Origin of the sequence: Arthrobacter sp. ISL-72 (assembly GCF_018613755.1) — a bacterium.
Classification (GTDB): domain Bacteria; phylum Actinomycetota; class Actinomycetes; order Actinomycetales; family Micrococcaceae; genus Arthrobacter.
The window spans coordinates 40193-63184 of record NZ_JAGGPP010000036.1 but is presented as its reverse complement, the minus strand read 5'-3'; the positions used below and the strand labels follow the sequence as shown (position 1 = coordinate 63184).

The 22992-nt window shown below is 61.7% G+C and carries 17 protein-coding genes and 3 pseudogenes; 11 read left to right on the top strand and 9 right to left on the bottom strand.

The window, feature by feature from the left end:
- Positions 1–1419: 1419 nt before the first annotated feature.
- Positions 1420–2540, bottom strand: a pseudogene (locus J7I92_RS22180) (IS30 family transposase).
- 264 nt (positions 2541–2804) lie between these two features.
- Between J7I92_RS22180 and J7I92_RS24085 the strand changes: the two are divergent.
- Positions 2805–3407 (top strand): annotated as a pseudogene (locus J7I92_RS24085) (IS21 family transposase); the annotation flags it as partial.
- 39 nt (positions 3408–3446) lie between these two features.
- Positions 3447–3659 (top strand): annotated as a pseudogene (locus J7I92_RS22175) (aldo/keto reductase); the annotation flags it as partial.
- 173 nt (positions 3660–3832) lie between these two features.
- On the opposite strand, the gene J7I92_RS22170 reads toward J7I92_RS22175, so the two are convergent.
- From J7I92_RS22170 to J7I92_RS22150, 5 genes are all read right to left on the bottom strand, one after another.
- On the bottom strand, positions 3833–4399 hold the full coding sequence (locus J7I92_RS22170; protein ID WP_214844020.1) for an Lrp/AsnC family transcriptional regulator: 567 nt from the start codon (positions 4397–4399) through the stop codon (positions 3833–3835).
- 596 nt (positions 4400–4995) lie between these two features.
- Positions 4996–6468, bottom strand: coding sequence for a M20 family metallopeptidase (locus tag J7I92_RS22165; RefSeq protein WP_214844018.1), 1473 nt, complete (start codon positions 6466–6468; stop codon positions 4996–4998).
- Positions 6469–6617: 149 nt separating this feature from the next.
- On the bottom strand, positions 6618–7352 hold the full coding sequence (locus J7I92_RS22160) for a hypothetical protein (protein WP_214844016.1): 735 nt from the start codon (positions 7350–7352) through the stop codon (positions 6618–6620).
- A 20-nt stretch (positions 7353–7372) separates the two neighbouring features.
- Positions 7373–8119, bottom strand: a complete 747-nt coding sequence (locus J7I92_RS22155) for a DUF5058 family protein (RefSeq protein ID WP_214844014.1) — start codon at positions 8117–8119, stop codon at positions 7373–7375.
- Between the two features lie 284 nt (positions 8120–8403).
- The gene (locus J7I92_RS22150) at positions 8404–9405 is read right to left on the bottom strand and encodes an LLM class flavin-dependent oxidoreductase (protein ID WP_214844012.1); all 1002 of its coding nucleotides are present in this window, start codon (positions 9403–9405) and stop codon (positions 8404–8406) included.
- Between the two features lie 188 nt (positions 9406–9593).
- Here J7I92_RS22150 and J7I92_RS22145 point away from each other — a divergent pair, with 188 nt between their 5' ends.
- The 5 genes from J7I92_RS22145 to J7I92_RS22120 all read left to right on the top strand — a co-directional run bounded on the left by J7I92_RS22145 (position 9594) and on the right by J7I92_RS22120 (position 14554).
- A complete protein-coding gene (locus tag J7I92_RS22145; RefSeq protein WP_214844010.1) occupies positions 9594–10361 on the top strand; it encodes an electron transfer flavoprotein subunit beta/FixA family protein in 768 nt (255 codons plus the stop codon).
- 10 nt (positions 10362–10371) lie between these two features.
- Positions 10372–11340, top strand: coding sequence for an electron transfer flavoprotein subunit alpha/FixB family protein (locus J7I92_RS22140; protein WP_214844008.1), 969 nt, complete (start codon positions 10372–10374; stop codon positions 11338–11340).
- A 145-nt stretch (positions 11341–11485) separates the two neighbouring features.
- A complete protein-coding gene (locus J7I92_RS22135) occupies positions 11486–12286 on the top strand; it encodes a FadR/GntR family transcriptional regulator (protein ID WP_214844007.1) in 801 nt (266 codons plus the stop codon).
- A gap of 214 nt (positions 12287–12500) precedes the next feature.
- The gene (locus J7I92_RS22130; protein ID WP_214844006.1) at positions 12501–13970 is read left to right on the top strand and encodes an NAD-dependent succinate-semialdehyde dehydrogenase; all 1470 of its coding nucleotides are present in this window, start codon (positions 12501–12503) and stop codon (positions 13968–13970) included.
- Positions 13971–14386: 416 nt separating this feature from the next.
- Positions 14387–14554, top strand: a complete 168-nt coding sequence (locus tag J7I92_RS22120) for an IS3 family transposase (RefSeq protein ID WP_251040316.1) — start codon at positions 14387–14389, stop codon at positions 14552–14554.
- 74 nt (positions 14555–14628) lie between these two features.
- Here the strand turns inward: J7I92_RS22120 and J7I92_RS22115 are convergent, their stop codons facing one another.
- Positions 14629–16266 carry an FAD-dependent oxidoreductase gene (locus J7I92_RS22115; protein ID WP_214844003.1) on the bottom strand — a complete coding sequence of 546 codons (1638 nt, stop codon included), beginning with the start codon at positions 16264–16266 and terminating at the stop codon, positions 14629–14631.
- A gap of 179 nt (positions 16267–16445) precedes the next feature.
- Here J7I92_RS22115 and J7I92_RS22110 point away from each other — a divergent pair, with 179 nt between their 5' ends.
- From J7I92_RS22110 to J7I92_RS22100, 3 genes are read left to right on the top strand one after another with little or no spacing between them, the layout of a single operon-like run.
- Positions 16446–17522 carry a cupin domain-containing protein gene (locus J7I92_RS22110; RefSeq protein ID WP_214844002.1) on the top strand — a complete coding sequence of 359 codons (1077 nt, stop codon included), beginning with the start codon at positions 16446–16448 and terminating at the stop codon, positions 17520–17522.
- Positions 17519–18397 carry a fumarylacetoacetate hydrolase family protein gene (locus tag J7I92_RS22105; protein ID WP_214844000.1) on the top strand — a complete coding sequence of 293 codons (879 nt, stop codon included), beginning with the start codon at positions 17519–17521 and terminating at the stop codon, positions 18395–18397. The genes J7I92_RS22110 and J7I92_RS22105 overlap by 4 nt, the downstream gene beginning before the upstream one ends.
- A 56-nt stretch (positions 18398–18453) precedes the next feature.
- A complete protein-coding gene (locus J7I92_RS22100) occupies positions 18454–19620 on the top strand; it encodes a 2-methylaconitate cis-trans isomerase PrpF family protein (protein WP_214843997.1) in 1167 nt (388 codons plus the stop codon).
- Positions 19621–19848: 228 nt separating this feature from the next.
- Here the strand turns inward: J7I92_RS22100 and J7I92_RS22095 are convergent, their stop codons facing one another.
- Both J7I92_RS22095 and J7I92_RS22090 read right to left on the bottom strand, forming a co-directional pair.
- Positions 19849–20712, bottom strand: coding sequence for an enoyl-CoA hydratase-related protein (locus J7I92_RS22095; RefSeq protein WP_214843995.1), 864 nt, complete (start codon positions 20710–20712; stop codon positions 19849–19851).
- A 53-nt stretch (positions 20713–20765) separates the two neighbouring features.
- Positions 20766–21512 (bottom strand): dienelactone hydrolase family protein, encoded by a 747-nt coding sequence (locus tag J7I92_RS22090; protein ID WP_214843993.1) that lies wholly within the window; start codon positions 21510–21512, stop codon positions 20766–20768.
- A gap of 226 nt (positions 21513–21738) precedes the next feature.
- Here J7I92_RS22090 and J7I92_RS22085 point away from each other — a divergent pair, with 226 nt between their 5' ends.
- On the top strand, positions 21739–22992 hold the full coding sequence (locus tag J7I92_RS22085; protein WP_214843991.1) for a CaiB/BaiF CoA-transferase family protein: 1254 nt from the start codon (positions 21739–21741) through the stop codon (positions 22990–22992).

Below are 22992 nucleotides of genomic sequence, written 5' to 3'. Positions count from 1 at the left end.
CAACACCGTCGCGCGGGAGATCATCGAGAAGCACCCCTCCCGCGCCACTCGACGATTCGATTGGCGGCACCCCGCCAGCCAGCACATCGAGGATCTGGGGTAAGTAGAGCTGACGACGTGCCATTGGATGAGCCAGCAACGCGTGGTCCTGCCCTCACCGGGATGCTTGCATGGTTCTGCCGGCAGCAGGAGATCGACAATCACCGCCGCAGCAGCACTCCCACTCGCGGTGAGGCGATCGACGCGACAGGAATGCAATTCGGGAGAAACTCGGCCCAGAGCTTCCTTCGAGTGCCTCAGGGGTGCCCGGAACAGTGCTTTTGGTTGGACCGCGCCGTTGCTGACTCTCTAGCTCCATCCATGCGAGCGTCGCCTGGATACAGCAAAGAGCATCACAGGACGCCCTTTCAGGGTCTGCGGATGCCCAATGGCGTGTGCTCATTGGCAGGGGGATCATCCCGGGAAAAATGCTCTTGCATTGACTGTTGAATCCATCCGACGGTCATGCAGGATGCTTTTCGAGCTCAAAGCAGGGGCCAGCTCAGGCTGGCCTGACGCGCGAAAGCCCAGATCTATCTGAACCATCATTTCGGTCAGAGGACGTCCTTTGAGATCGCAGAGCCCGCCACCTGCGTCACCCCGAGGGCCGCATTCGGAGGACGTACCGTTGTGGGAAAGGATGCGGATGCATAGCGACGACGCTTCGTCTACGTCACCCGTGCCAGTTCTCCACCAGCGTGAGCTCTCGATATCGGCTGTTGAAGCGCCAGGGGCCGTTCACCGGTAGCGGCGCGCACCATTCTGATCGAATTCGGTCCCCTTCCATCGCAAGAAGCCATCAACGCGTGCAGCGCTTCTCAATCATCTGAGTCCGAGCACGTAAGAGCTGATCATGCGTGCGTCTTCCCGCGCTCTCCGGCACGCCTTTGGTTGGGTTGCCCTCGTTCTAATAGTCCTTAGACCATTGCTACTAGCCCTCGAGTATCTTAGATTTAAGATACTCGAATCAAAGAGGCATCGGGTTGGGCGAGAGCACCGCTTGCCAGCCTAACGGCACGAAGGGGGAATCTGAAATGACCCGCGAAGAAGCGTATGCAAGCTGCCCTCCCGACTCCTACGTGGAGTTCTACGGCAGCCAATGGCTCGTCGTCCCGTTCGCGCCAGTCCAGCAGCCTTAATTCTTTGTTTGCACCCCCTGCAGGGTAGCGCGGCCCTAAATCTGACCCGTGCCGCATCAAATCATTTCCTTGGAGCTCGAAGAAACGAAGCAAGTCTCGTACAGCAGTGGCAGGAAATTGGGCAGAAGAGAAGGTGCGGACAGTGTCCACACCTTGGGCTTCGGATCGGACTGAATATGACAGCCTCATTCAGGACCACTAGGACGGGGTGAATTCTAACGATCGTCGCAACACTCGGCGGTTAGGTAGCGGTGCTTAGGAGCCTAGCAAAGCGCTCCGCGGGAGTGTCGTCGTTGAGGATTCTCCTGGGCCGGTTGTTGAGGCCGGTGGCGACTGCTGCCAAGTGCTGGGGCGTGTAAATGGACAGGTCGGAGTATTTGGGAAAGTACTGGCGCAGCAGCCCATTCGTGTTCTCGTTCGTCCCTCGTTGCCACGGTGAGTGAGGGTCACAGAAGTAGACCGGAACGCCGGTGACTGCGGTGAATTCTGCATGCCTGGCCATCTCGCTTCCCTGGTCCCAAGTCAGCGATTTCCGCAATGCGGCCGGCAATGAATAGAGCGCGGGGATGAGTCCGTCGCGCAGTTCCTCGGCACGGTTGTTCCCGGGCAAGTCCACCAAGAGCAGGAAACGCGTGCTCCTCTCGACCAAAGTAGCGCTGAACGGTTCTGCGTGCCCATGATCAGGTCTCCTTCCCAAGACCCGGGAACGGAACCGTCGCCCGTGTCCTCCGGCCGGTCACTGATCATCAACACCTCACCGGCGAATCTGGATGACCTCCTGGCAATTGATCTGTTGGGTTTGCGTCGGTCACGGCCGGTGCGCAGGCAATTGACGAGCTCTCTGGGCAGCCCTCCACGGCCCCGGATGTAGAGGGCCTGATAGATCGTTTCGTGGACGATGTGCAGATCTTGGCGCCCCGGGAAAGCCTTCCTGAGCTGCCGACAAATCAGGCCGGAGCTCCACCACCGGTCCAGCATTGCCTGGACATACGCCCTCAGCTCAGGAAACCCCGCGATCTTTCCCACGCGCGGTCGCTGGCGGCGGATCCGGGCCTTCTTCTGAGCGTAGTGCGGACGGTATTGTCCCGCCGGATTCCGGTTCCGGCGCAGTTCACGGCTCACGGTGGACGGCGCCCTACCCAGCCCAGCGGCTATCGAACGCAGGCTCTCCCCGCAGCGGTGCCGGTCAGCAATGGTGATTCGCTCGTCCTCGGACAGGTACCGGGCGGAAATGACCGCCGGCTGCTCCCTGACAGCAGTGATAGCAGGGTAGGTGTAGACGCGCCCCGTTTTCGGGTCCGTGTGCCGGTATCCGTTTCGCCACTTCGAGCCCGTTTTCCGTCCGATGCCAAGAAGCGGCACGACTCTGCATTATTGAAACCCCGATTCATGAGCTGAATATAGCGGGCGCGCTCACTCGTCTTCCCCGGCGGACCGGGCTTCAACTGTCTCTTCCGATCAATGGCCACTGCGACTCCTGCAAATGATCAGGTGTTGCGACGATCGTTAGAATCCACCCGGCTTGATCCAGGACCACCCCGCGGCTCGCCGGACGCTTGTGACGGTTTGATTTGGGACCACCTCCAGGCTTGTTTCATGTGTTGAGACGAGCTGTTGGAGGTCCGGATGAGGTTGCGCATGGAGTTGTTCTCGAAGATCCGCAGAGACGCCCGGGTGAGGAGCCTTCGATTCGGGAACTGGCAAAAGGGTATCAGATCGGTAGAGACACGGTTCGGCAGGCGTTGGCGAATCCCGTTCCGCTGGCACGGAAAGTGCCTGTGCGTTGCTCGCCTCGATTGGATCCGTTCAAGGTCTCGATCGATGGAATGCTGGTCGAGGATCCGGATGCTCCGCGGAATCAGCGTCATACGGCCAAAAAGGATCCTTGCCCGCCTGATCGAGGAGCACGGTGCTGAGGATCTGTCGTATTCCACGGTTCGGGACTATGTTCGGGGTCGGCGGGCCCAGATTGATGTGGAGGCCGGCCGCAGGGTTGAGGTGTTCGTGCCTTAGGAACACGCTCCAGGTGCCGAAGCCGAGGTTGATTTCGGGGAAGTCCGGGTCGTGTTAAACGGCGTGAAAACGAAATGCCACATGTTCGTGTTCCGGCTCTCCCGATCCGGGCGGGCCATCCACAGATTCTATCCAACGCAGGCGCAGGAGGCTTTTCTGGAGGGCCATATCGAGGCCTTCAACGAGATCGGCGGCATCCCAACCAGGCACATCCGTAGTACACCTCAAAGCCTAAGACCAAGAGAAGGAACCAGCATGGAATACCGCACCCTCGGCCGCACCGGCGTAAAGGTTAGTCTCTTGTGCCTCGGCGCTATGATGTTCGGCCCTTGGGGCAACGACGACCGCGACGACGCCACCCGCATTATCCACCGCGCCCTCGACTCCAGGATCAACTTCATCGACACCGCCGACGTCTTCTCGGCCGGAGTGTCCGACGAGATCGTCGGGCAGGCGCTGAAGGGCCGATGACCAAAGCTACTGTCACGGTTGGCGACTGACGTGGGGCCCTGCCTTGCAATATCGCTTCATCGGGACGGCCCGGATAAGGACTAGGGCGGAGTGGGTGTGGACTACGTTGCTTTTGTGGCGCGCTCGGCGGAACCGTCGAAGGGCGGCGAGCAGGACCGCCAACGACGAATTCAGCCTGCAGCTTCCAAGTGCTGGCCTCGTGAGGGGGCCGTGGGATCTTTGTCTCGATATATGAATGTGCTTCGCTTAAAGGTCGCTGCGACGATTGAGGAACGTACTGTGGCTACGTGGTCATCGGACCGGATCGCTTCGATGAGTTCCCGCAGGTCTCCCATGCTGGCCACGGCTACTTGAGCTAGCAGGTGTTGGTCCGAGGCGGCGGCCCACCGGGTCTCGGGCCGTATAGCGAGTCGCCGCCCGGCACGGTCACTCCTGCCGTGACAACTGATGGTGATCAGTGATTCGATGGGGAAACCGAAAGCCGCTGGGTCTACAACCGCACGGATGAACAGCGCGCCGGAGGCGATCATGGCGTCGAGGCGCCGCCCGACGGTTGCCTTGGAGATGGATAGCCCGGAGGCGAGTTCGTCCGCTGCCGCCCGGCCGTTCTTTCGCAACATCTGGGCGAGTGCAGTATTCGTTGCGTCGAGGGGATCCGGGCGTGAACCGGCGCGCAGGCTCGCTAGCGCGGAATCCTCCGAGCCTTGCAGAGCCAGGTACTGCTCGTCATTGAGCACGGCTGGTCTCCACCCCGAGACAGTTCGGAAATAATCGAGTAGTGGCGCCATTGTGAAATGCTGAACTCCGTCGAGGGAGGCCAATTCTTCGTAAAGGAAATGGCTGAGTTCCTTCGTTGGCAGGATCAACTCCGCGGTGCATGCGTTGGAGCCAGAGAGTGCGGTCACCCACGTCGTCTCCCCACGCACAGCCAGCCACGCAGCCACTTTCCGGACCGCTGTCGGTTCCGCGTTCAGTGTAAGAAAGAAAACGGAGTTGATTCCACTCGTGTAGGGATTGACCACTGCGTTCGTGTGCACAATTCCTGCATCGAGTAACTTGTTCCCACGCCGTGCGATAGTACGCTCCTGCTGGCCAATAACGTCGGCAATGAGCCTCCAGGAGGCACGCGCATTACAAACGAGGGCCGCACCGATCTGCCGGTCCAACGCGTCGAGATTCTCCATGAGACCGTGCACCTTTCACAGTTAAGCGACGTAGATAGATTAGGGCACGAGGGCTTCCTGGACGTTGGGCACTCCCAAACCGCGTCAGTAAGCCCTCGCCCTAAGTCATGCCACGACATCGCCGATCGCAGAGAAACCTTCCTAATCTGTCAGACAGTTTGTTTGTCGAGCTCGTCCCTAAGCTCATCGAATTGTGCGCGGCGGAGCGGCGGTGCCATGACGTCGTCGGGTATGGGACAGATATAGGGGGTTTCGGCCATAACGGCGTCGAACTCGATCTTGGCCTCGGCGACGAGCCTGGGGTCGGCAAACAGGGAAACTGCAGTGCCGGCCATCGCTTTGGCGGCGTAGATCATGCCCTTGTGGGCAGCAGGTAGCTTGCCCTGCGCCACGACCTGCCAGGTGTGGAAGGGCGTGCCCATTGCAACGCTTGCGGCCATGATCTGCACCGTAGGTACAGACCAGCTGACGTCACCCACGTCGCTTGAACCGGTCAACTGCACGCGTCCCAGGGTGGGATTCGGTTCCGGGACGTCATCATGGAGGGCCCTGTCGTCGCCCGGGTTCCATCCAACCGAAGTCTTGACGCTGCGAATTTCCCGGCGATCCAGACCGGCTGCAAAGCGGGCGGCAGCAGTCTGGTCCATGGCGTCAAAAGGAACGCCGCCGAGCGCCTTTACGTTTTGATAGAGGACCTGTTCCAGCGCTTCGTTGGGGAGAATCTCGGAGCAAGCTCCGTCGAATTCAACGGTGAGTTCAGTTTCAGTCATCAGGGCGGCTCCTTTCGCGACCTTGAGTACACGTTCGTAAAGTTCCCGCATCTGTTGGCCGTCGGTTGCCCGAACGATGTAGTAGACCGAGGCGCGGGGCTGCACTACGTTGGGTGACAAGCCGCCAGCGTCAGTGATCGCATAGTGGATTCGCGCGGTGTCCGGCATGTGCTCGCGCAAGAAATTAGTACCTACGTTCAACAACTCGACAGCGTCGAGCGCGCTGCGGCCCATTTGCGGCGATGCGCCGGCATGCGCTGCTACACCCTTGAAGTGGAAGTAGACCTGTGTGTACGCGAGCATCAGGTTCTGTTTCCAAAGGGTAGTTGGAAACGGGTGCCAAGTGATCGCCGAGTCGACATCAGCGAATGCTCCGCCTTTGACCATGAAGCTCTTACCCGCCGCGGCTTCCTCAGCGGGGCAGCCGTAGTAGCGCACGCGTCCTGGCAGTCCGTTCTTTTCGAGATAGCGGGCGGTGGCAACAGCGGCGAGGAGCGAACCGGCGCCAAGTAGGTGATGGCCACATCCTTGGCCGTTTCCGGAAACGTTGGCCGGATCCGTGCATCGCTCAGGATTTCCGCTGTCCTGGCTCAACTCTGCCAAGGCGTCATATTCCCCTAGGAATGCGATAACGGGTCCACCGGAACCCTTCTCGGCAGAGAATGCAGTCGGTATGCCAGCGACGTCGCGGGTGACGGAGAAGCCGTGTTTCTCGGCCACGACGACCTGTTTGGCGACCGCGGTGTGTTCGTCCCAGCGCAGTTCGGGCTCGTCCCAGATCGAGTCTGACAACGCGGTGAATTCCGGGGCCATCGCCTCGATGTCATGAATCAGAGGGTTCAGGTGTTCCATGGGTGGTTTCCTTTCACGGGAGATTGAATGAGGTCGTGTAGCGCAGATTAGACCCCCGGGCAAGACAGGTCCTGCTTGGCTGGGCCTCGGCATCCCACCGGGGGAGAGGGCCCTCGTCATCAGGCCAGGGTTCGCAGCGGTCAGGTTGTTTAGTGAGGAACCGCTGTTACCGGCGTGTCAGAGCCGCTGGTCGTCTGAGTCTTGGAACGAGTCAGCCAGGCCACAATGATGGTGAGGATTACTGCCATTGCAGTGGCGAAGAAGGTGATGCCCGGAGCCAGCGGTATTCCGAGAAAAACAATCAGAGCGGCGATGACCACGGCCACGACGGTGGTGCGGATGCTCTTCAGCGCAAGAACACTCTGGAGGACTACGGCGCCGAAAATGGCCGGCAAAATATACAGTCTTGCGACACCGATCATTGCAAGCGGCAGTATGCCAACTATCCAGGTCCCGAGAATGCCCACGAAAACGAGGAGTGTTGTGACATGAACCAGGACCGCTCCGATGATTGCACTTCCTGCGATCAGCTCCGCCCTGCGGCTACCTGGTTTTTCGTTCAGCTTGGCTTGGGCCACGATGGCGGCGGGAAGTAGCTTGTTGGCAATGTTTCCGATCAGGAAGGCCTGATACATCGCAGAGCGGCCGAGGATCGGAAAGTATGAGACGGGCTCAACGATCGCGAAGAGGCCGAAGGTAGCCACGACCGCGCCGACAGCTTTCCACAACTCAATGTCTGTAATACCGAGGCCGGTTCCAAACGCGGCGTATAGGGCGGCCACCAGGGAAATCAACATCCCTAGACCAAGGGTTATCGGACCCCAGATTGAAGTTGTGCGGTCAAAGGCGGCGAAGCCGCTGCGGGTTTGCATGGAAGCTGACATCGAATGCTTCTTTCTATGGGTCAGGCGACCGGTGCGGAACTGGTGACAAGGTAGGCGACGGACAGTGAGGCGAAAATGGCGATCCCCAGACCCCACTCGCGGAGCCATGGTAGATCGAAGCGCTTGGCGAGCAGCAGACAGAGTCCCATAGCCGCGGCAGAAGAGACAACAGTCAGAAGATGCACGGGTGACTTCAATGTTTCTTGGAATGTCAGCGTGAAGAACGCGCCCAAGAGCGCAGCGGCCGGAACGATGGTCATGACCGCAGGATTGACCTGGCGGAGCTTGGCGTCGCCTCTACTCAGAATTGGCGTCAAGATCAGAGTCGCGAGCATCCAGAGGAGCCCGCCCATAGTCATGGCGGCGAAGCCTAGGGCGAATACCTTCTGCGTGTATGTGGGACCCCCGAGTTGGGCACCCTGGGTTCCGGCTGCCAGTCCGGCCGCGGCGACGTCGAAAGCGGCCGAGCCAACCAGACCGATCCTCGTCAGCACTGCAGGGGTACCGAATAGCGGTAGCAGGGAGATCGCAATGAGGGCCACAGCCAGGGACGGGCCGATCGCGGCTACGGCTCCGGCGCGCACAGATCCGCGAACCTGCGTCGGGCTGAGATCCGCATCCGCTGCGGTTCGCCGTATCGCCCGAAAGTAAATAACGGACTGAAGAATGATCACTAGGAAAACACCGCCGGCGCATACCCAGAGCACCGGGTGATGGACCAGGGGCTGGATATCCGTCGAGCCCGGGTCGATAACTGTGACAACCACGGTCACTCCTTAGAGTCTCAAAACCTGAGATAAAATGTCTATAAGTATCGTTTGTGCTCAATCGAATGCCGATACTTCTCAAATATGGAGCCCGTAACGACGTTAAGTCAATAGGCGGACATCCAACGTCGATTGTGAAGGATCCCTCCGGGCGGATAACTTCGCATAGCGAGAACCTGCCAACGGGCAGCTCCCAGCGCACGCTATCCCCGACAAGGTGAACGTGGCGGCCCGGACGGAGCCGTATGAGAGGTTGCCGTCCAGTCAGGCGGCAAGCGCCGCTCTCAGAACCAGTTTTCGGCGAGCAGTCGCATGGAATGAAACTTGCCGGCGGGGTCGTGGGCGTATGTCATGGTGATCAGTTCATCAGCGTGGGTCGCCTCAGCGAAGGCCTCCAGCGCTTTGCAAGCAGCGGCTGGGGAGCCCACCGCCTTGATTCCCAGCATCGATTCGGCGTAGGCCCTCTCGGCAACTGTTCCGATGCTGCCAGGCGCAACCGGCGGCTGGAGTTTGCGCCGGTTGCCGCTACGAACATCGAGGATCATCCGCTGGGCAGTCGTCCACATCCGCTGCGCTTCCTCATCCGTGGGCGCGATGGCGACGTTGATGGCCGCCATGACGTATGGCCGTTCAACTTGTGCCGTCGGCGCCTGAGGATTAAAGGTCTGTCGGTAAACCTGCAGTGCTGAAAACGTCTCAGCCGGGGAGAAGTGAGATGCAACGCAGAATGGCAACCCCAAGTGACCGGCAGCTGCGGCGCCACTGCTACTGGAACCCAGAACCCAGATGGGAACTTTCGTCCCGGTGGCCACGCCGCCGGTAATTGGCAGGCTTTCGGCCATTCCCTCGTCACTGAACCAGCCATTGAGGTCCTGGATATCGCGGCCGAACGAGTTCAGATCGGACCCGGTTCTGCGCAGTGCCTGCCCTGCCACCGGATCTGTTCCAGGTGCTCGCCCGACGCCGAGGTCGATCCTGCCCGGAAAGAGCTGGGAGAGAGTGCCAAAGTCCTCTGCAACCCTCAAGGGTGCGTGGTTGGGCAGCATGATGCCCCCGGAGCCGACGCGGATCCTTTTGGTAAGGGAGGTCGCGCGGCCAATCAGTACCGATGTGGCGCTGGCGCCGAGGAACGGTGTGTTGTGATGCTCCGCAAACCAGAGTCTGCTGTACCCGAGCTCGTCCGCCAACTGCGCCCCGGCCATTGAGTGGGAGATGGCCTCCGCCATTGTGCCGCCCTCTGTGACGTGCACAAGATCAAGGATGCTCAGGGGTACACGTGCTGACATGCCGGGTTGTCCTAACCTACATCAACGGTCAATCCATAGAATCACAGTGGGTGGACGCAAATACTCACCTCGGATCCCTAGCCGAATCCGACCATATCAATCTATAGTTGAATGGTTCGACCAATAGCCTATTTTCTATTTCCGGAACTGGAGACTACAGAGTCCCGATCCGGCGGAGGGTGAAAGATATGAGATCCGTCGTCATGATTAAGCAGGTGCCGGACACCTACGGACCCGTAGAGCTCGACTCCCTGACCGGCCTTCTTGACCGATCTTCGGGGGAGCAGGTTTTCGACGAAACAACTGAGCGCGCCCTTGAAGTTGCGCTGCAGCAAAAGGAAATTCACGGCGGCGAAGTTGTGGTTCTAACCATGGGTCCCGCCCAGGCAATCGACGCGCTCCGCAAGGCGCTTGCCATGGGGGCGGACAGTGGCGTGCACATTCTCGACGACGACCTGGCCGGGTCCGACGCCGCCCGCACGTCCGAGATTCTCGCTGCTGCCCTGCGCCGGATCGGCTTCGATTTGGCCTTGGCAGGAGACCGATCCACTGATGGACAGGGTGGAGTGATTCCCGCCATGGTCGCGGAGCGCCTTGGTGTCGCCCAGGCGACTTACCTCGCCTCGCTGAGCACTGACGGCCTGTCCCTGACCGGGGAACGAGTCACTGAATCCGGCGTTCAAACGCTCCGTGCGGCATTGCCGTCGGTGGTTTCCGTGACGGAGAAGATCGCCGAACCCCGGTACCCCAACTTCCGCGGCATCATGAAGGCGAAGAAGAAACCCGTAGACGTATGGAGTGTTGCGGACCTGCGCGTGCAGGGCGTCGCCCCGGTGGGTTCGAGAATCGGAAGCGTCGCGGAACGCCCTGCCCGGCAGGCGGGCGTCCGTATCATTGATGACGGCACCGCAGGCCGCCAATTGGCACAGTTCTTGTCCACGTCCGGGCTTGTCTAGAGGAGGCACCATGGCTGCAGTACTGGTTTATGTAGAGATGAATGAACACGGCCCGGCGAAGTCCGCCCGAGATCTGCTGGCATTCGCTGCCGGGCTGGGCGAGCCGGTGGCCGTGGTGGTTGCCGCCGACAGTCCTTCGCGCGAGTCCGTGGCGGAACTCGGGTCCTGGGGAGCCGGGCGGGTCATGCTAACCACGACGCCGGACGCGGGCCGGGTCCTGGTAACGCCGGCGGTGGACGCACTCGAGGCGGCCTGCGCGTCCGCCGCTGATGTAGCTGCTGTCCTGACTGCGGACACTGCTGACGGCCGCGAAGTGGCCGCCAGGCTGGCGGTCAGATGCGGCCTCCCGTATCTCGGTGACGTCGTCAATGCTGAGTTGCGTGGTGGGGACCTATTCGTGGAGAAGTCGGTTTTTGGCGGAAATTACGCGGTGGAGTCTGTCGTTTCGGGGATGGCTGTATTGGCTGTCCGGGCAGGCGTCAACTGCGGCAGTCCGGCTCCGCGGGAGGCCTCCGTTGATCCGCTCGATGTGGGGCCATCCGTTGCTGAGCGGACGGCGATACTGGATTCGCTGCCGCCGACCGGGACCGGCGGCCGGCCCGGCCTGTCCGAGGCCGAGGTTGTAGTCTCCGGCGGCCGAGGTTTGGGTTCCCGCGAGCAGTTCGCGCTCGTCGAAGCCCTGGCTGATGCATTTGGCGGTGCTGTAGGGGCCTCGCGCGCCGCTGTTGACGCCGACTACTGCGATCCCGTACTCCAAGTGGGGCAGACTGGAGCTACGGTCTCGCCCATGCTGTACATTGCGCTCGGCATCTCCGGGGCAACACAGCATAAGGCGGGCATGCAGGCAGCCAAGACCATCGTGGCTATAAACCAAGATGCGGAAGCGCCAATTTTCGACATAGCGGACTTCGGCGTGGTGGGGGACGTTCTGGAAGTTGTGCCCCAGCTGCTGAATGAACTGGCAGCCGTAAGGCGCTGACCGTAGGGTCACCACGCGGTGGCGGCGTGGTCAAAACTTTATGGTCAAACGGTTGGACCATCCGCCGCAGGAACGGGTAGCATAGGCATGCTTGGCAATACAACCAGCCGAGCCCCGGAGCCGTAACAATCAGGAGGAATCACCGATGGCTGAAGTCGATTTGATCCCCGCCCCGGATGGTGCGGGGCCGTTCGCTGCCAAGGAGACGGTGGGGGAGCAGCCCATGTTCACAAAAGTACGGCCCCGGAGAGGGTTTGAGTACGTTTCTGAGCAGATCCGCGATGCATTGGCGGACGGGCGGCTCAAGCCCGGCGGCCGCCTTCCGGCGGAGCGTGAGATGGCGCTCATCTTCGGCGTGAGCCGGCAGGGCGTGCGGGAGGCCCTGCGCGGACTTGAGATGAGCGGGCTCGTGGAATCCAAGCCCGGCGTCAACGGCGGCGTGTTCATCCTGCCCGGAGACCCGGGTGTGGTGACCCGGGCGGTCAGCGACCTTGCCTCCCTTGGCGCACTTTCACCTGAAAGTCTGCTCGAGGCGCGCATCCTGCTGACCTCGGACGTTATTCGTCTGGCGTGTGAGCGGGCAACCGCGGAGGATTTCCAGCGGCTGGACGACGACATCACGAAGGTGGAGCAGTTCGAGGACTCCATTGATGAAGTCGGGGCCGTCCGCACGATTCGGGTGACTCACTTCTACACCCTCCTGGCTGAGGCAACACACAATGAAGTCCTGGTGATGCTGATGAACTCCCTGACGGACGTTGTGCAGATGCGGTTGAACCGGGTAGGCCCGCGACCGCTGACCGACGTCGGCGCGGTGCGGAGAAAGTTGCTTAGCCACCTTCGCAAGGGTGAGGCCGACGCCGCGGTTGCGGAGCTGACCGCTCACCTCAAGCGCCTGGAGGGCCGGCTTGAGGAGCGCGAGAACCAGATGTCCTCCGCAAGCTAGCACTCCGACACTGAAGGGGCTGGAACCGGTACACCACCGGAGCCGGCCCCTTCGGCATTTCCGCAGATATGGACGGATCCCACGAAATGATTGCTTCTTCACCGTCGGGCGACTAAATTTAACCTATAGGTCTGACCATTGGCATCTTTGATGATGAGGCCTGCTGAGGCAACCCGCCTGAACGGACGAAGCACAAGACAAAGGATGTCAGCAGATGACTGTGGCCATGCACAACGATGTGGAAGCACTGGCAGCCGTACCCAAGGAACTCCTGATCGGTGGCGAGTGGCGACCAGCCGCTGACGGATCATCTTTCGATGTGGTGGATCCCGCCACCGGTGAAGCGCTGTGCCAGGTGGCCGACGCCTCGGTGGCGGACGGGCTGGCTGCCATAGACGCGGCCGTGGCTGCGCAGGCGTCTTTCGCTGCCACCACGCCCCGGCAGCGGGCGCAGATGCTGCGCCGCACCTGGGAGCTGCTGGGGGAACGCAAGGAGGAGCTGGCCGTCCTGATGACGCTCGAGGCAGGGAAGCCGGTAGATGAGTCGCGAATGGAAATCGAGCTGGCCCGCGAATTTGTTCTGCATTTCGCCGAGGAAGCCGTAAGGATCTCCGGAAACTATCAGGAGAACCCCAACGGGGGCGGCCGAATGCTGGTGACGCGCCAGCCGGTCGGCCCGACCATTCTCATCACGCCGTGGAATTTCCCGATGTCCATGGGGTGCCGGAAGGTGGCGCCGGCCATTGCGGCGGGGTGCACCGTCGTCGTAAAGCCGGCAAAGGAAACCCCCCTGACAATGCTCGCCCTCGCGGAGATCTTCCGGGAGGCAGGCGTTCCCGCCGGAGCCGTCAACGTGGTGACCACAAGTTCGTCGTCGGCTGTCATTGAACCCATGATCGCCTCCGGCAAGGCACGCAAACTCTCTTTCACCGGCTCCACGGGCGTGGGGAAAAAGCTCATGGTTCAGGCTGCCGAGCAGGTCATGAAGACGTCCATGGAGCTGGGCGGCAATGCGCCGTTCATCGTATTCGAGGACGCGGACCTGGAGAACGCGCTCAACGGTCTGATGCTGACGAAAATGCGCAATGCCGGCGAGACGTGCACGGCCGCGAACCGCGTGTTTGTGCACAGTTCCCGCATCGACGACTTTTCAGCACGCCTTGCGGAGCGGATGGCTGGCTTCACCATGGGGCATGGCCTGGACGACGGGGTAACTCTGGGCCCGCTGATCAACGCCCGCCAGCAGCAGTCGGTGGACTCCCTGGTTCAGGACGCGGTGGAGAAGGGGGCAGAGGTAGTGGTGGGAGGCCACAAGGTTGACCGGCCAGGCTTCTTCTTCGAACCAACAGTCCTTAAGAACGTCCCGGCCGGTGCCCGCATCCTCAAGGAGGAGATCTTCGGTCCGGTGGCGCCTCTCGTTCCGTTCGACACTGAGGATGAAGTAGTGGGCCTGGCCAATGACACGGAGTACGGACTGGTTTCCTACATCTTCACAGAGAACCTGCGCCGTGCCATCCGAGTAGCCGAGGCCATGGAATCAGGCATGGTGGGCCTCAACCAGGGCAGCGTATCGAACGCGGCGGCTCCCTTTGGCGGCACCAAGCATTCGGGTCTGGGACGCGAAGGCGGCCCGCAGGGCATCGACGAGTTCCTTGAGACAAAGTTCATTGCCATGCAGCTTTAGATCGGCAACTGCAGGATCACAAGCACAAAGGAGGGGCGGAAACCACTGAACTGCTCCCCGGAAGTTGGACTGAGAATTCAGTTCTGACTTCCGGGGAGCAGTTCATTTATGAGGGCAGTTCGTTGTCAGAGGAACAACGCGAGGCTGCGGTAGCGTTGTTTGATGCGGTCGGGCCGCTGCGGCCGTAGCGACGAGGCTCGGATTGCGCACGAATGCGATCGGCAGGTCATACGATCGGTGGCGAGTGCGCGAGGCCTTGACGACGCTCGAGGGCGGGCAGAACCGGCCCGTGCATTCGGATCAGGGCTTCCAGTACCAGCACGCGTCGTGGCGGCTTCTCCTGAAGGGCGGCGGTGCGGTTCAATCGATGTCCCGCAAGGGCAACCGTAATGACAGCGCGGTGATGGAAAACTTCTTTGGCCACCTCAAGGGGGGAGCTCTTCCGCCACGTCCGGTTCCTCCCCACCGACGCCTTGGCTGCGCAGCTGACGGAAGACATCCGCTGGTACAACACTGAGAGGATCTCGACAAAGCTCGAGGGCCTGAGCCCGGTGCAATACCGTGCGCAGACCCTCGCGGCCTAGACCCTTACTCGGCCAGGCCAACTCTCCGGGAGCAGTTCACTGGTTCCGCCCCTCCTTTGTTCGTGTGATGCCGGTCAGCCCACCGGAGCAGCGGCGAGCGTACCTGTAACGCGACGGATAAGCGTTGAAGCGTTACCAGCGGGCTCGTCGCCGCGCCAGACCACCTGACCATCGGGCCGCACCAGCACAAGCTTGGCCCCGTAGAGCTCGTGGGCTTCGGCGTTATCTACGTCCACCACGCGCAGGGGAACCCGGCACTCCTGGGCGGCTGCAACCAGGGCCTCTGCATCCAGCCGCGGGTCGAACCGCACCAGGACGAAGTCACGGCCGAACTCATCCAGGGTAGAGCGGTCCGCGTCCAGCCACACGTGCGGTGCACGGGAGCCGGGGCGGGCGTTGGGGGCGTAGCTGGAGACGGTAAGCGGCGGAAGTGCCGTGCCGTCCGGGGAGACGACCGGAGACCCTTCGTAGACATATCCGAGGTGGATGCCGATACTGAACCATTCGCGTTTCATCGCCTCAGTGTAGGCATCGCCGTATTCGCGCCTCGCAGCATCGGACTCCGGGCTGCCGTCATGGAACACCTCTGCCCGTGGCTGGGCCACGCGCGGGCCCAGCATGCGCTTGAGGTTATCGCCGGCCTCAGTAACGTTGCGGATGGCAACGGGCCGCTGTTCAAACTCGTAGCTGTCCAGAAGCGTTTCACCGCCCCAGCCTTCGAGGCTTGCCGCGAGCTTCCAGGAAAGGTTCACCGCGTCCAGGACGCCGGTGTTCATGCCGAATCCACCTGTGGGGGACGTGAGGTGGGCAGCATCGCCTGCCAGGAACACGCGACCCTGCCGGTATTTGTCGGCAACCAGCTGCCGGCGGACCCAGGGCAGCATCGTGAGGATCTCGAAATCGAAGTCTCGTCCGACAGCGCGAAGAATTGCCGCCCGCATCTCCTCTGTGGTGACCTCGTGCTGCGTATCGTCGCCAATGAGCGAGAAGCGCCACTGGTCGCGGCCGTTGATGGCCACCAGGGTGGCCCAGGTGCCCTCGGGGCCGATGAAGATGTACCGGTACGCGGGAGCGGTGGTGTGCAGCTCTTCCAGACCATCGCAGCGGAAGATCGCATTCGAGGTATACGTGAGGGCGCCTTCGCCGCTCATGTCAACGTCCAGAATCTCCCGTACCTTGCTCTGACCCCCATCGGATCCTACGAGGAAGTCAGCCTCCACCTGGTACTCCGTGCCGTCCTCCTTGTTGCGGAGCGTGGCAGTGACGTAGTCGCCATGGTCAACGAACGAGGCAAGTTCGGTGAAGTAGCGGACCTCGGATTTTCCAGTGGATGCCGCGAACTTGGTCAATACAGGATCGAAGAAGTTCTGCGGGCAGCGCTCGCGGTGCTGCGGACTTTGGGGCGGGGTCTTTTCGTCCTGCGGCGGTGCGAACTTTTCCCTGCCGAACTCGTAGCCCGTCAGCGTGGTAACCCAGGCGCAGTCCTGGATGTAGCCCCGGTTGTAGCCGGCGGCCTCGACATCCGCCGTGATGCCCCACCGGCGGCAGAATTCCATGGTGCGGATGCCCACCATGTCCATCTTCGGTTGGGAGACTCGTCCGCTGCGTGCTTCAACAAGCAGGGACTGGACACCCCTCCAGCCGAGGTCGCCGGCCAGCGCCAGTCCCACGGGACCTCCACCGACGATGAGTACGGGAACTCTTTCCACCATGGTCTTCACCTTTCCTTTAGGATTCCATTCATCTTATGGTCAAACCATTAGACCTTGTCAATAGATTTGCCAAGGCGGCCGGGACTTTGGGCCCCGCTCTTGACCGCTGGAAACCATCAGACTAGTCTCATTCTAAATGGTTCGACCATTGAATCGATCACCAAGGAGAGGAACAGACAATGTCTGAGATCACTATGGAGAGCGACGTCGAGACCCGCCGGGAGTTGCGGGAACGGCTGGGCAGGGACGGGCTGAAGATCGCACAGCCGGACGAACCGCCGCTGTTCACGCGTTCTCCCGAGTCCCCGATGGTTCCCATGCACTGGCGCTGGGCTGACCTGCACGCCTACCTCGAGGAACTGGGACGGGTTCTCAACCTCGAGCCCGGCGGGGACCGCCGCACGCTGCGCCTGGCCAATCCCGGACTGGAGTATGGCACCACTCCGACGTTCTGGGCCTCGATCCAGTACATCAACCCGGGTGAGGTTGCGACCGCCCACCGCCACACGCCCGACGCCTTCCGGTTCATCATGCACGGCAACGGCTGCACCACCAATGTCGAAGGCGAGAAGTACGACATGAACGAGGGAGACCTCGTCCTGACCCCCAACTGGATGTGGCATGACCACGTCCACGAGGGTGCCGAGCCGATGATCTGGCTGGACGTGCTGGACGTGTCCGTCATGAAGAAGCTCCACAACATTTACTTCGATCCGTACGAAAAGGGGACGCAGCCGGTCAACGAGTACCCGGAAACCTCCTACCGCGAGTTTGGGTCGGGCCTGATGCGCCCGGTAGGTCCCGCGCCCCGCCAGGATCGCAACCCGCTGCTGGTCTACACAAAGGCACAAAGCGACGCCGCCATGGAACTGGCGAAAGGCCTCCGCCCCGACCCGCTCAACGACGTCATCCTTGAGTACCAGAACCCTGCCGGCGGTGGTTCCGCGTTGCCCTCGATGTCGATGAAGATGCAAATCATCCGGCCCGGTTTCCAGGGCAAGGCTCATCGTCACAGTGGCAGCAAGGTCTACCATGTCCTCGAGGGATCAGGCACTACGATCGTGAATGGCCGCCGCTTCGAATGGAACAAGGGCGATTTCATGTCTATCCCGCCATGGGCCACACACCGCCACCTTAATGAAGGCGCCTCCGAGGCCCGCTTGTTCCGGGTGGATGACAGCCCCATCCTCAGGTACCTGAACGCCTATCACGAGGAAGTTTTGGAAGACGCGAGCGAAGCCGAGATGCTGCGATGAGGCTCGCTGTCTTTGATGACTTCCGCATAGGCGTTGTCGAGGGGGACACCGTGCTGGACGTCACCGACGTTGTCCCCGCCGAGTTCAACGATTGGCCGGAGCAACGCGTCAACTGGATCATTCGCCACTGGGCGTCGGTCAGCGGGCAGCTTGCCTCGGCCGGTGGAACAGCCAGGCCGTTGGCAGAGGTCTCGCTTCGGGCAGTCAACCCCGCGCCGCCCCAGGTATTCGCTATCCCGGCCAACTACCGCGCCCATCTGGGCGAAATAGGAGCCCGGTCGATCACCAAGGGCGGCCGGACAGCCCGCGAGGTGGGCTTCTTCCTCAAGGCAGCCGGCTCGGTTTCCGGAGCGGCCGACGGCATAGAGCTGCCCGCAGGTTCAACACGCCGGTTCGACCATGAGTGCGAACTCGCTGTTGTTATGGGTTCCGGCGGCCGCAACATCAGCCGCGAAGATGCCATGCAGCATGTCTTCGGCTATTCCTGCCTGGTTGACCTCACGATGCGGATCGAACCTGGGGAGCATGAGGAGGACCGGTCACTGCGGAAGTCCTTCGCCACGTTCACCCCGGTCGGCCCCTGGCTCGTGACCGCTGACGAAATCGGAGACGTTGACGCACTCCAATCCCGACTTTCGGTCAACGGCGAGGTACGGCAGAAGGCCGTCATCGCGGACATGATCGTGGGAATAGCCGAGGCCATTGAGCTAATCTCATCAGTGGTCGAGATCAAGCCTGGTGACGTGATTGCGTCCGGCACACCGAAGGGCGTGGGACCCGTGGTCCCCGGCGACGTGCTGGAGATCGAAATCGACGGCATCGGTGCCATGAAATTGGATATCAAGGAAGCAACCCCCGCGCCGAGGCCCTTCTAGCCGGAGCGGCCGATACGGCCCGGCCGGGCGCCGCGGCAAACTCACTAGGGATAGTAATGGGTCAAAAAATCAGGGCAGCGTTTATTCGGGGCGGAACCAGTAAGGCGCTCGTTTTTCACCGTGATGACCTGCCGGATGACCGCACCTCCTGGGACGATATCTTCCTCCAGGCCATGGGCAGCCCCGATCCCTATGGGCGCCAACTCAATGGCATGGGCGGGGGAATCTCCTCCCTGTCCAAGGTTTGCGTGCTGGGTCCACCGACGCATCCTGAGGCGGACGTCGACTATCTGTTCGCCCAGGTCCAAGTGGACCGTGCTTCCGTCGACTATGGGGGCAACTGCGGAAACATGTCCGCCGCCATAGGGCCCTTTGCTGTTGACGAGGGTTTGGTGGCCGTGGCGGATGGTGCTGCGCGCGTGCGGATTCACAATGTCAACACGGGCAAGATCATCGCTGCCACGTTTGAGGTCCAAGGGGGGCGCAGCGTCGAGAAGGGTGACTACGTCATCAAGGGGGTGGCCGGGACTGGCGCCCCCGTCCGCCTCGACTTCCTGGATCCCGGGGGAGCCGTCACAGGGACGTTGCTGCCTACCGGCGCCGTCCTGGACAAAATTGAGGGCGGAATCGCGGACGGAGGGGAAGCGAAACCGGCGCTCCGCGTATCCATGGTGGACGCTGCGAACCCTTGTGCCTTCTTCCTGGCGGAGGATTTCGGGCTTACAGGCGCCGAGCTCCCCGAGGCGCTGGAGGCCGATCCGGGCCTCCTCCTTCGCTTGGAGGACGCCCGCCGTCAGGCGTCCGTGGCCATGGGGATCACGGGCTCGGTGGAAGACGCGGGGGAGAACCGCTTGGTGCCATTTATTGCCCTGGTAGGGCGCCCGGCGCCGTATTTTACGCTTTCCGGTGAGCGGGTAGAGGCCGACGACGTCGATATCCTCGTGCGCTTTCTGTCCAGCGGACGGCCGCACCGCGCGGTCCCTGTTACAGGCGGCCTCTGCACGGCGATCGCTGCACGGATGGTAGGAACCACCGTCCATTCCATAGCCGGGCACGGAGAGGCAGATCAGCCTGTCCGTCTCGGCACGCCGTCGGGCGTCCTGGACGCCAACGCGTCGGTAAGTCCGACGGCGGACGGCGCCAATAGCGGCTACGTTGCCGAGTATGCCTCGACGTACCGCACCACGCGCAGGCTCTTCGACGGATACGCCTACCTCCCGTAGGCGGCCTGGCTATGGCTTCGACGGCGCTGAGGCGCGGCCGGCGGCGTGTTTGAACTGCACCTCCGAATGCTGGACTTCCACTTGAGAGTCTGGCCTTCGGGGGTGCAGTTCTTTTTGCCTGTTCGAACGACAAGGAAGGCTCCGTCCGAACCGGACGAAGCCTTCCTGAAGGATGCCGCGCTCACGAACAAGCCGTGGCTATAAGCGCCGTTTGATTGCCTCTCCGGCTCAGGCGAGCGCGGTCGCCGGCCGGGCGATGACCGGATCGGCAAACTTCGGCTGGCGGCGTTCGTTGTAGGCAGCTATGCCTTCCTGGAAATCGGGCTCACGCATGAACTTGCCAATGATTTCTTTCGAGGCGTCAACCGCACGCCCGGGGTGCATATCGAGCAATTCGCCGTACATCTGGCGCTTGGCGGAAGTGACGGAGGCGGGGGAGACCTGCGTGGCGATCATACGGGCCACTTTGTAGACCTCGTCCATGAACGTCTCCCGCGGGAACAGGCCGTTGAGGTAGCCCATGCCCTTCAGCTCCTCGGAATACACGATCCGGCCGGTGAACAGGATGTCCGCGGCGTGGGTGGTGCCGACGATGCGCGGGAGGATCCAGGACAGGCCGTATTCAGCCGGCAGGCCCAGCCGCGGCGTGGAGGTGGTGAATTTGATCCCCTCCGCTGCATAACGCAAGTCGCAGAAGCTCGCAATGGCCGCGGCGATTCCCGCGCAGGCGCCATTGATCGCCGCAATAACGGGAACACGAAGGCCCCAGTGCCAGACGATATCGGTTTCGAACTCGGGGTTCACGCCTGTGCCCGGCTGGGCGGCTGCGCTGGCGTCCACTGTGTCCGCATAGTTCTCGTCAGTCTTGGTGTAGAAGTTCAGCGCCTTTGTATCCGCGCCGACGCAGAACTGGTTTCCTGTTCCGGTGAGCACCACTACGCGGACTTTGGGATCGTTGTCCAAGGTGTCCATGATCCAGCGGTATTCAGTGTTCATGAGGTTGGTCCAGGAATTGCCGCGGCCGGGGCGGTGGAACCAGACTGTTGCGACGCCGTCGTCGTCAATTTCGTACTTGGTGACTTTCAGTTCCATTGGGATTTCCTCCGGATCGGGCCCGCCGTAGGGGCAGGCATGTTGGAGCGCCCTTAGGGCGCTGTGGTCGCTGAGGCTGTTGTTGCGGAGATGAAGGCCAGTGCCTGGGGCCAGGAGAGCTGGAACGCAGTGGCGTTGACTTCCTCGTTGTGACGCCTCTTGTCGCTGAAGCCGTGCTTGGCCTGCGGATAGAGATGGATGATGCTGGGCGAGTCGGTCCGGTTCTGCAGAGCCTCCTGCAGCCGCAGGAAGTTCTCGCGCGGAACGATTGAATCCTTGCCCGGGTAGGCCATGAAGGCCGGCGCCTGCATGGCAGCGGCAAGATCCACCACATCGTAGGTGTGCGTCGGCGCGGGTTCACCGGGAACTGTGGGGTGGAATGCGAGGACGTTGACCAGGTTGTGATCCAGTCCGCCCAGGATGAAGGCAAAGCGGCCGCCAAGGCACCAGCCGATGACGCCGATCCGCTCGAGGCCCAAGTCCTCGCGCATGTGGGTGAGCAGCGTCTGCTGTTCGGCGATGGCAGTTTCGTCCTTGAGTTCGTCAAGCAGGCCGTGGAGGACGTCGAAGTCAGCGTCGTCTGAACTCACGCCGTGCCACGGATCCCAGCTCAAGGCAACGGCGCCTGTCTGGGCGGCGATCATGTCGGCAAACTCCCGGACCTGGGCGCCTATGCCCGTAATCATTGGCAGCAGGAGCATTCCTGTCTTTTGCGCGTTGCCGCCTTCAGGCCTGGGCGTGGCGACGTAGGCCCGCAAGCCTTCAATCGTGACGTACTCGGAGTCGGTGGCATATGGCACTGATGGGCCTCCCTATCTTCTCGGCCGAAGCATTGTCGGTCGGGGCAGGCACGATCTGCGCCGTGCTGCGTGGTAGGTCTCACAGTAAGCCAATCTTTGAGAATTTGGAAGGTCAAACCATTTGGAATCTAGTGCCTGCAGCTCCGGCGACCATTGACAACCGGGTCTGCGCCATAGTCAAATGGTTAGACCGATAGCAATGAAGCAGGTATGTAGAGGGGTTGGCATGACAACGACAGCAGGTTCCAGCGAGACGTCCGCAGGCGAGATCCTCCCGCTCAGCGGGGTCAAAATCGTTGACCTATCCCAGATTGGCGCCGGCCCGTACGGCACGTCCATGCTGGGCGATCTTGGCGCTGACGTCATCAAGGTGGAGCCTCTACAGGGAGACAGCTTCCGTTATGTGGACAATGCCTACGCCCCGGGCGAGAGCGCGTACTTCTACGGTGTCAACCGCAGCAAGCGCTCCATTGCCCTGAACCTCAAGGACCCGGCAGGCTACGAGGTTTTGATGCGCCTGATCAGGGAAGCGGACGTTTTCGTCGTCGCCTTCCGGCCGGACGCCGTGGAGCGGATGGGGATAGATTACGCGACGCTCAGCAAGGTAAACCCCCGCATGGTCTACGCATCGATCACCGCATTCGGTGAAGAGGGCCCACGTTCGCATCAGCCCGGCATGGACATCCTCGCCCAGGCCTTGAGCGGAATGATGGGCGTGACCGGCGAAGTGGGTGGCGGCCCTGTCAAGGTCGGTGTACCAATTGCTGACTTCGTGGGTTCGTTCTTCCTCGGCTTCGGCGTCTGCGCAGCATTGCGCCAGCGGGACCAAACCGGCCAGGGCGACAAGATCAGCATCAACCTCCTGGACGGCCAAGTGGCCGCTTTCGCCAACTACATCACCGCCTACGACAAGACACGCGTAGCCTTCCGCCCCCAGGGCGGCGGACACCCGCAGCTGGTGCCTTACCAGCCCTTCCTGGGGTCGGATGACAAGTACTTCATCCTGGCCTGCCTCAATGACCGGTTCTGGATTGAGCTTGTGCCGTTCCTCGCCGAGTTCGATGACTTCAGCGATCCCCGGTTCGCCACCAATACGGACCGCATCGCCCACCGCGAGGAGCTCTGCGGCAGGCTGCAGGATCTTTTCTCGACACAGCCTGCCGACTTCTGGCTTCAGAAACTGGAACAGGCCGGGATCCCCTGCAGTCCCATCCACCGCATGGAGGAAGCACTCGAAGACCCGCAGGTTGTGCACAACCAGTCCGTGGTGGAACTGGAGCACCCGCGTTTCGGCGCCTACAAGGTGCCCAACAACCCGATCCGCTTCCAGAAGGCAGGCACCGGCCCTCGCGGCTACGCGCCCGGCCTCGGCGAGCACACCGAAGAAATTTTGTCCGAAGCGGGGCTGAATCCTGAGGAGATCCAAAGCCTGAGGGCCGCAGGGATCATCAACAGCACATTCACCCGCCAAACTGCCTAG

What these genes read in the sequence shown, in the direction of transcription:
- J7I92_RS22160 (WP_214844016.1), bottom strand. Translation starts at nt 7,352, where the DNA reads ATGTCAGCTTCCATGCAAACCCGCAGCGGCTTCGCCGCCTTTGACCGC.
- J7I92_RS22085 (WP_214843991.1), top strand. Translation starts at nt 21,739, where the DNA reads ATGACAACGACAGCAGGTTCCAGCGAGACGTCCGCAGGCGAGATCCTC.
- J7I92_RS22105 (WP_214844000.1), top strand. Translation starts at nt 17,519, where the DNA reads ATGAGGCTCGCTGTCTTTGATGACTTCCGCATAGGCGTTGTCGAGGGG.
- J7I92_RS22140 (WP_214844008.1), top strand. Translation starts at nt 10,372, where the DNA reads ATGGCTGCAGTACTGGTTTATGTAGAGATGAATGAACACGGCCCGGCG.
- J7I92_RS22165 (WP_214844018.1), bottom strand. Translation starts at nt 6,468, where the DNA reads ATGGAACACCTGAACCCTCTGATTCATGACATCGAGGCGATGGCCCCG.
- J7I92_RS22110 (WP_214844002.1), top strand. Translation starts at nt 16,446, where the DNA reads ATGTCTGAGATCACTATGGAGAGCGACGTCGAGACCCGCCGGGAGTTG.
- J7I92_RS22100 (WP_214843997.1), top strand. Translation starts at nt 18,454, where the DNA reads ATGGGTCAAAAAATCAGGGCAGCGTTTATTCGGGGCGGAACCAGTAAG.
- J7I92_RS22095 (WP_214843995.1), bottom strand. Translation starts at nt 20,712, where the DNA reads ATGGAACTGAAAGTCACCAAGTACGAAATTGACGACGACGGCGTCGCA.
- J7I92_RS22150 (WP_214844012.1), bottom strand. Translation starts at nt 9,405, where the DNA reads ATGTCAGCACGTGTACCCCTGAGCATCCTTGATCTTGTGCACGTCACA.
- J7I92_RS22135 (WP_214844007.1), top strand. Translation starts at nt 11,486, where the DNA reads ATGGCTGAAGTCGATTTGATCCCCGCCCCGGATGGTGCGGGGCCGTTC.
- J7I92_RS22130 (WP_214844006.1), top strand. Translation starts at nt 12,501, where the DNA reads ATGACTGTGGCCATGCACAACGATGTGGAAGCACTGGCAGCCGTACCC.
- J7I92_RS22115 (WP_214844003.1), bottom strand. Translation starts at nt 16,266, where the DNA reads ATGGTGGAAAGAGTTCCCGTACTCATCGTCGGTGGAGGTCCCGTGGGA.
- J7I92_RS22145 (WP_214844010.1), top strand. Translation starts at nt 9,594, where the DNA reads ATGAGATCCGTCGTCATGATTAAGCAGGTGCCGGACACCTACGGACCC.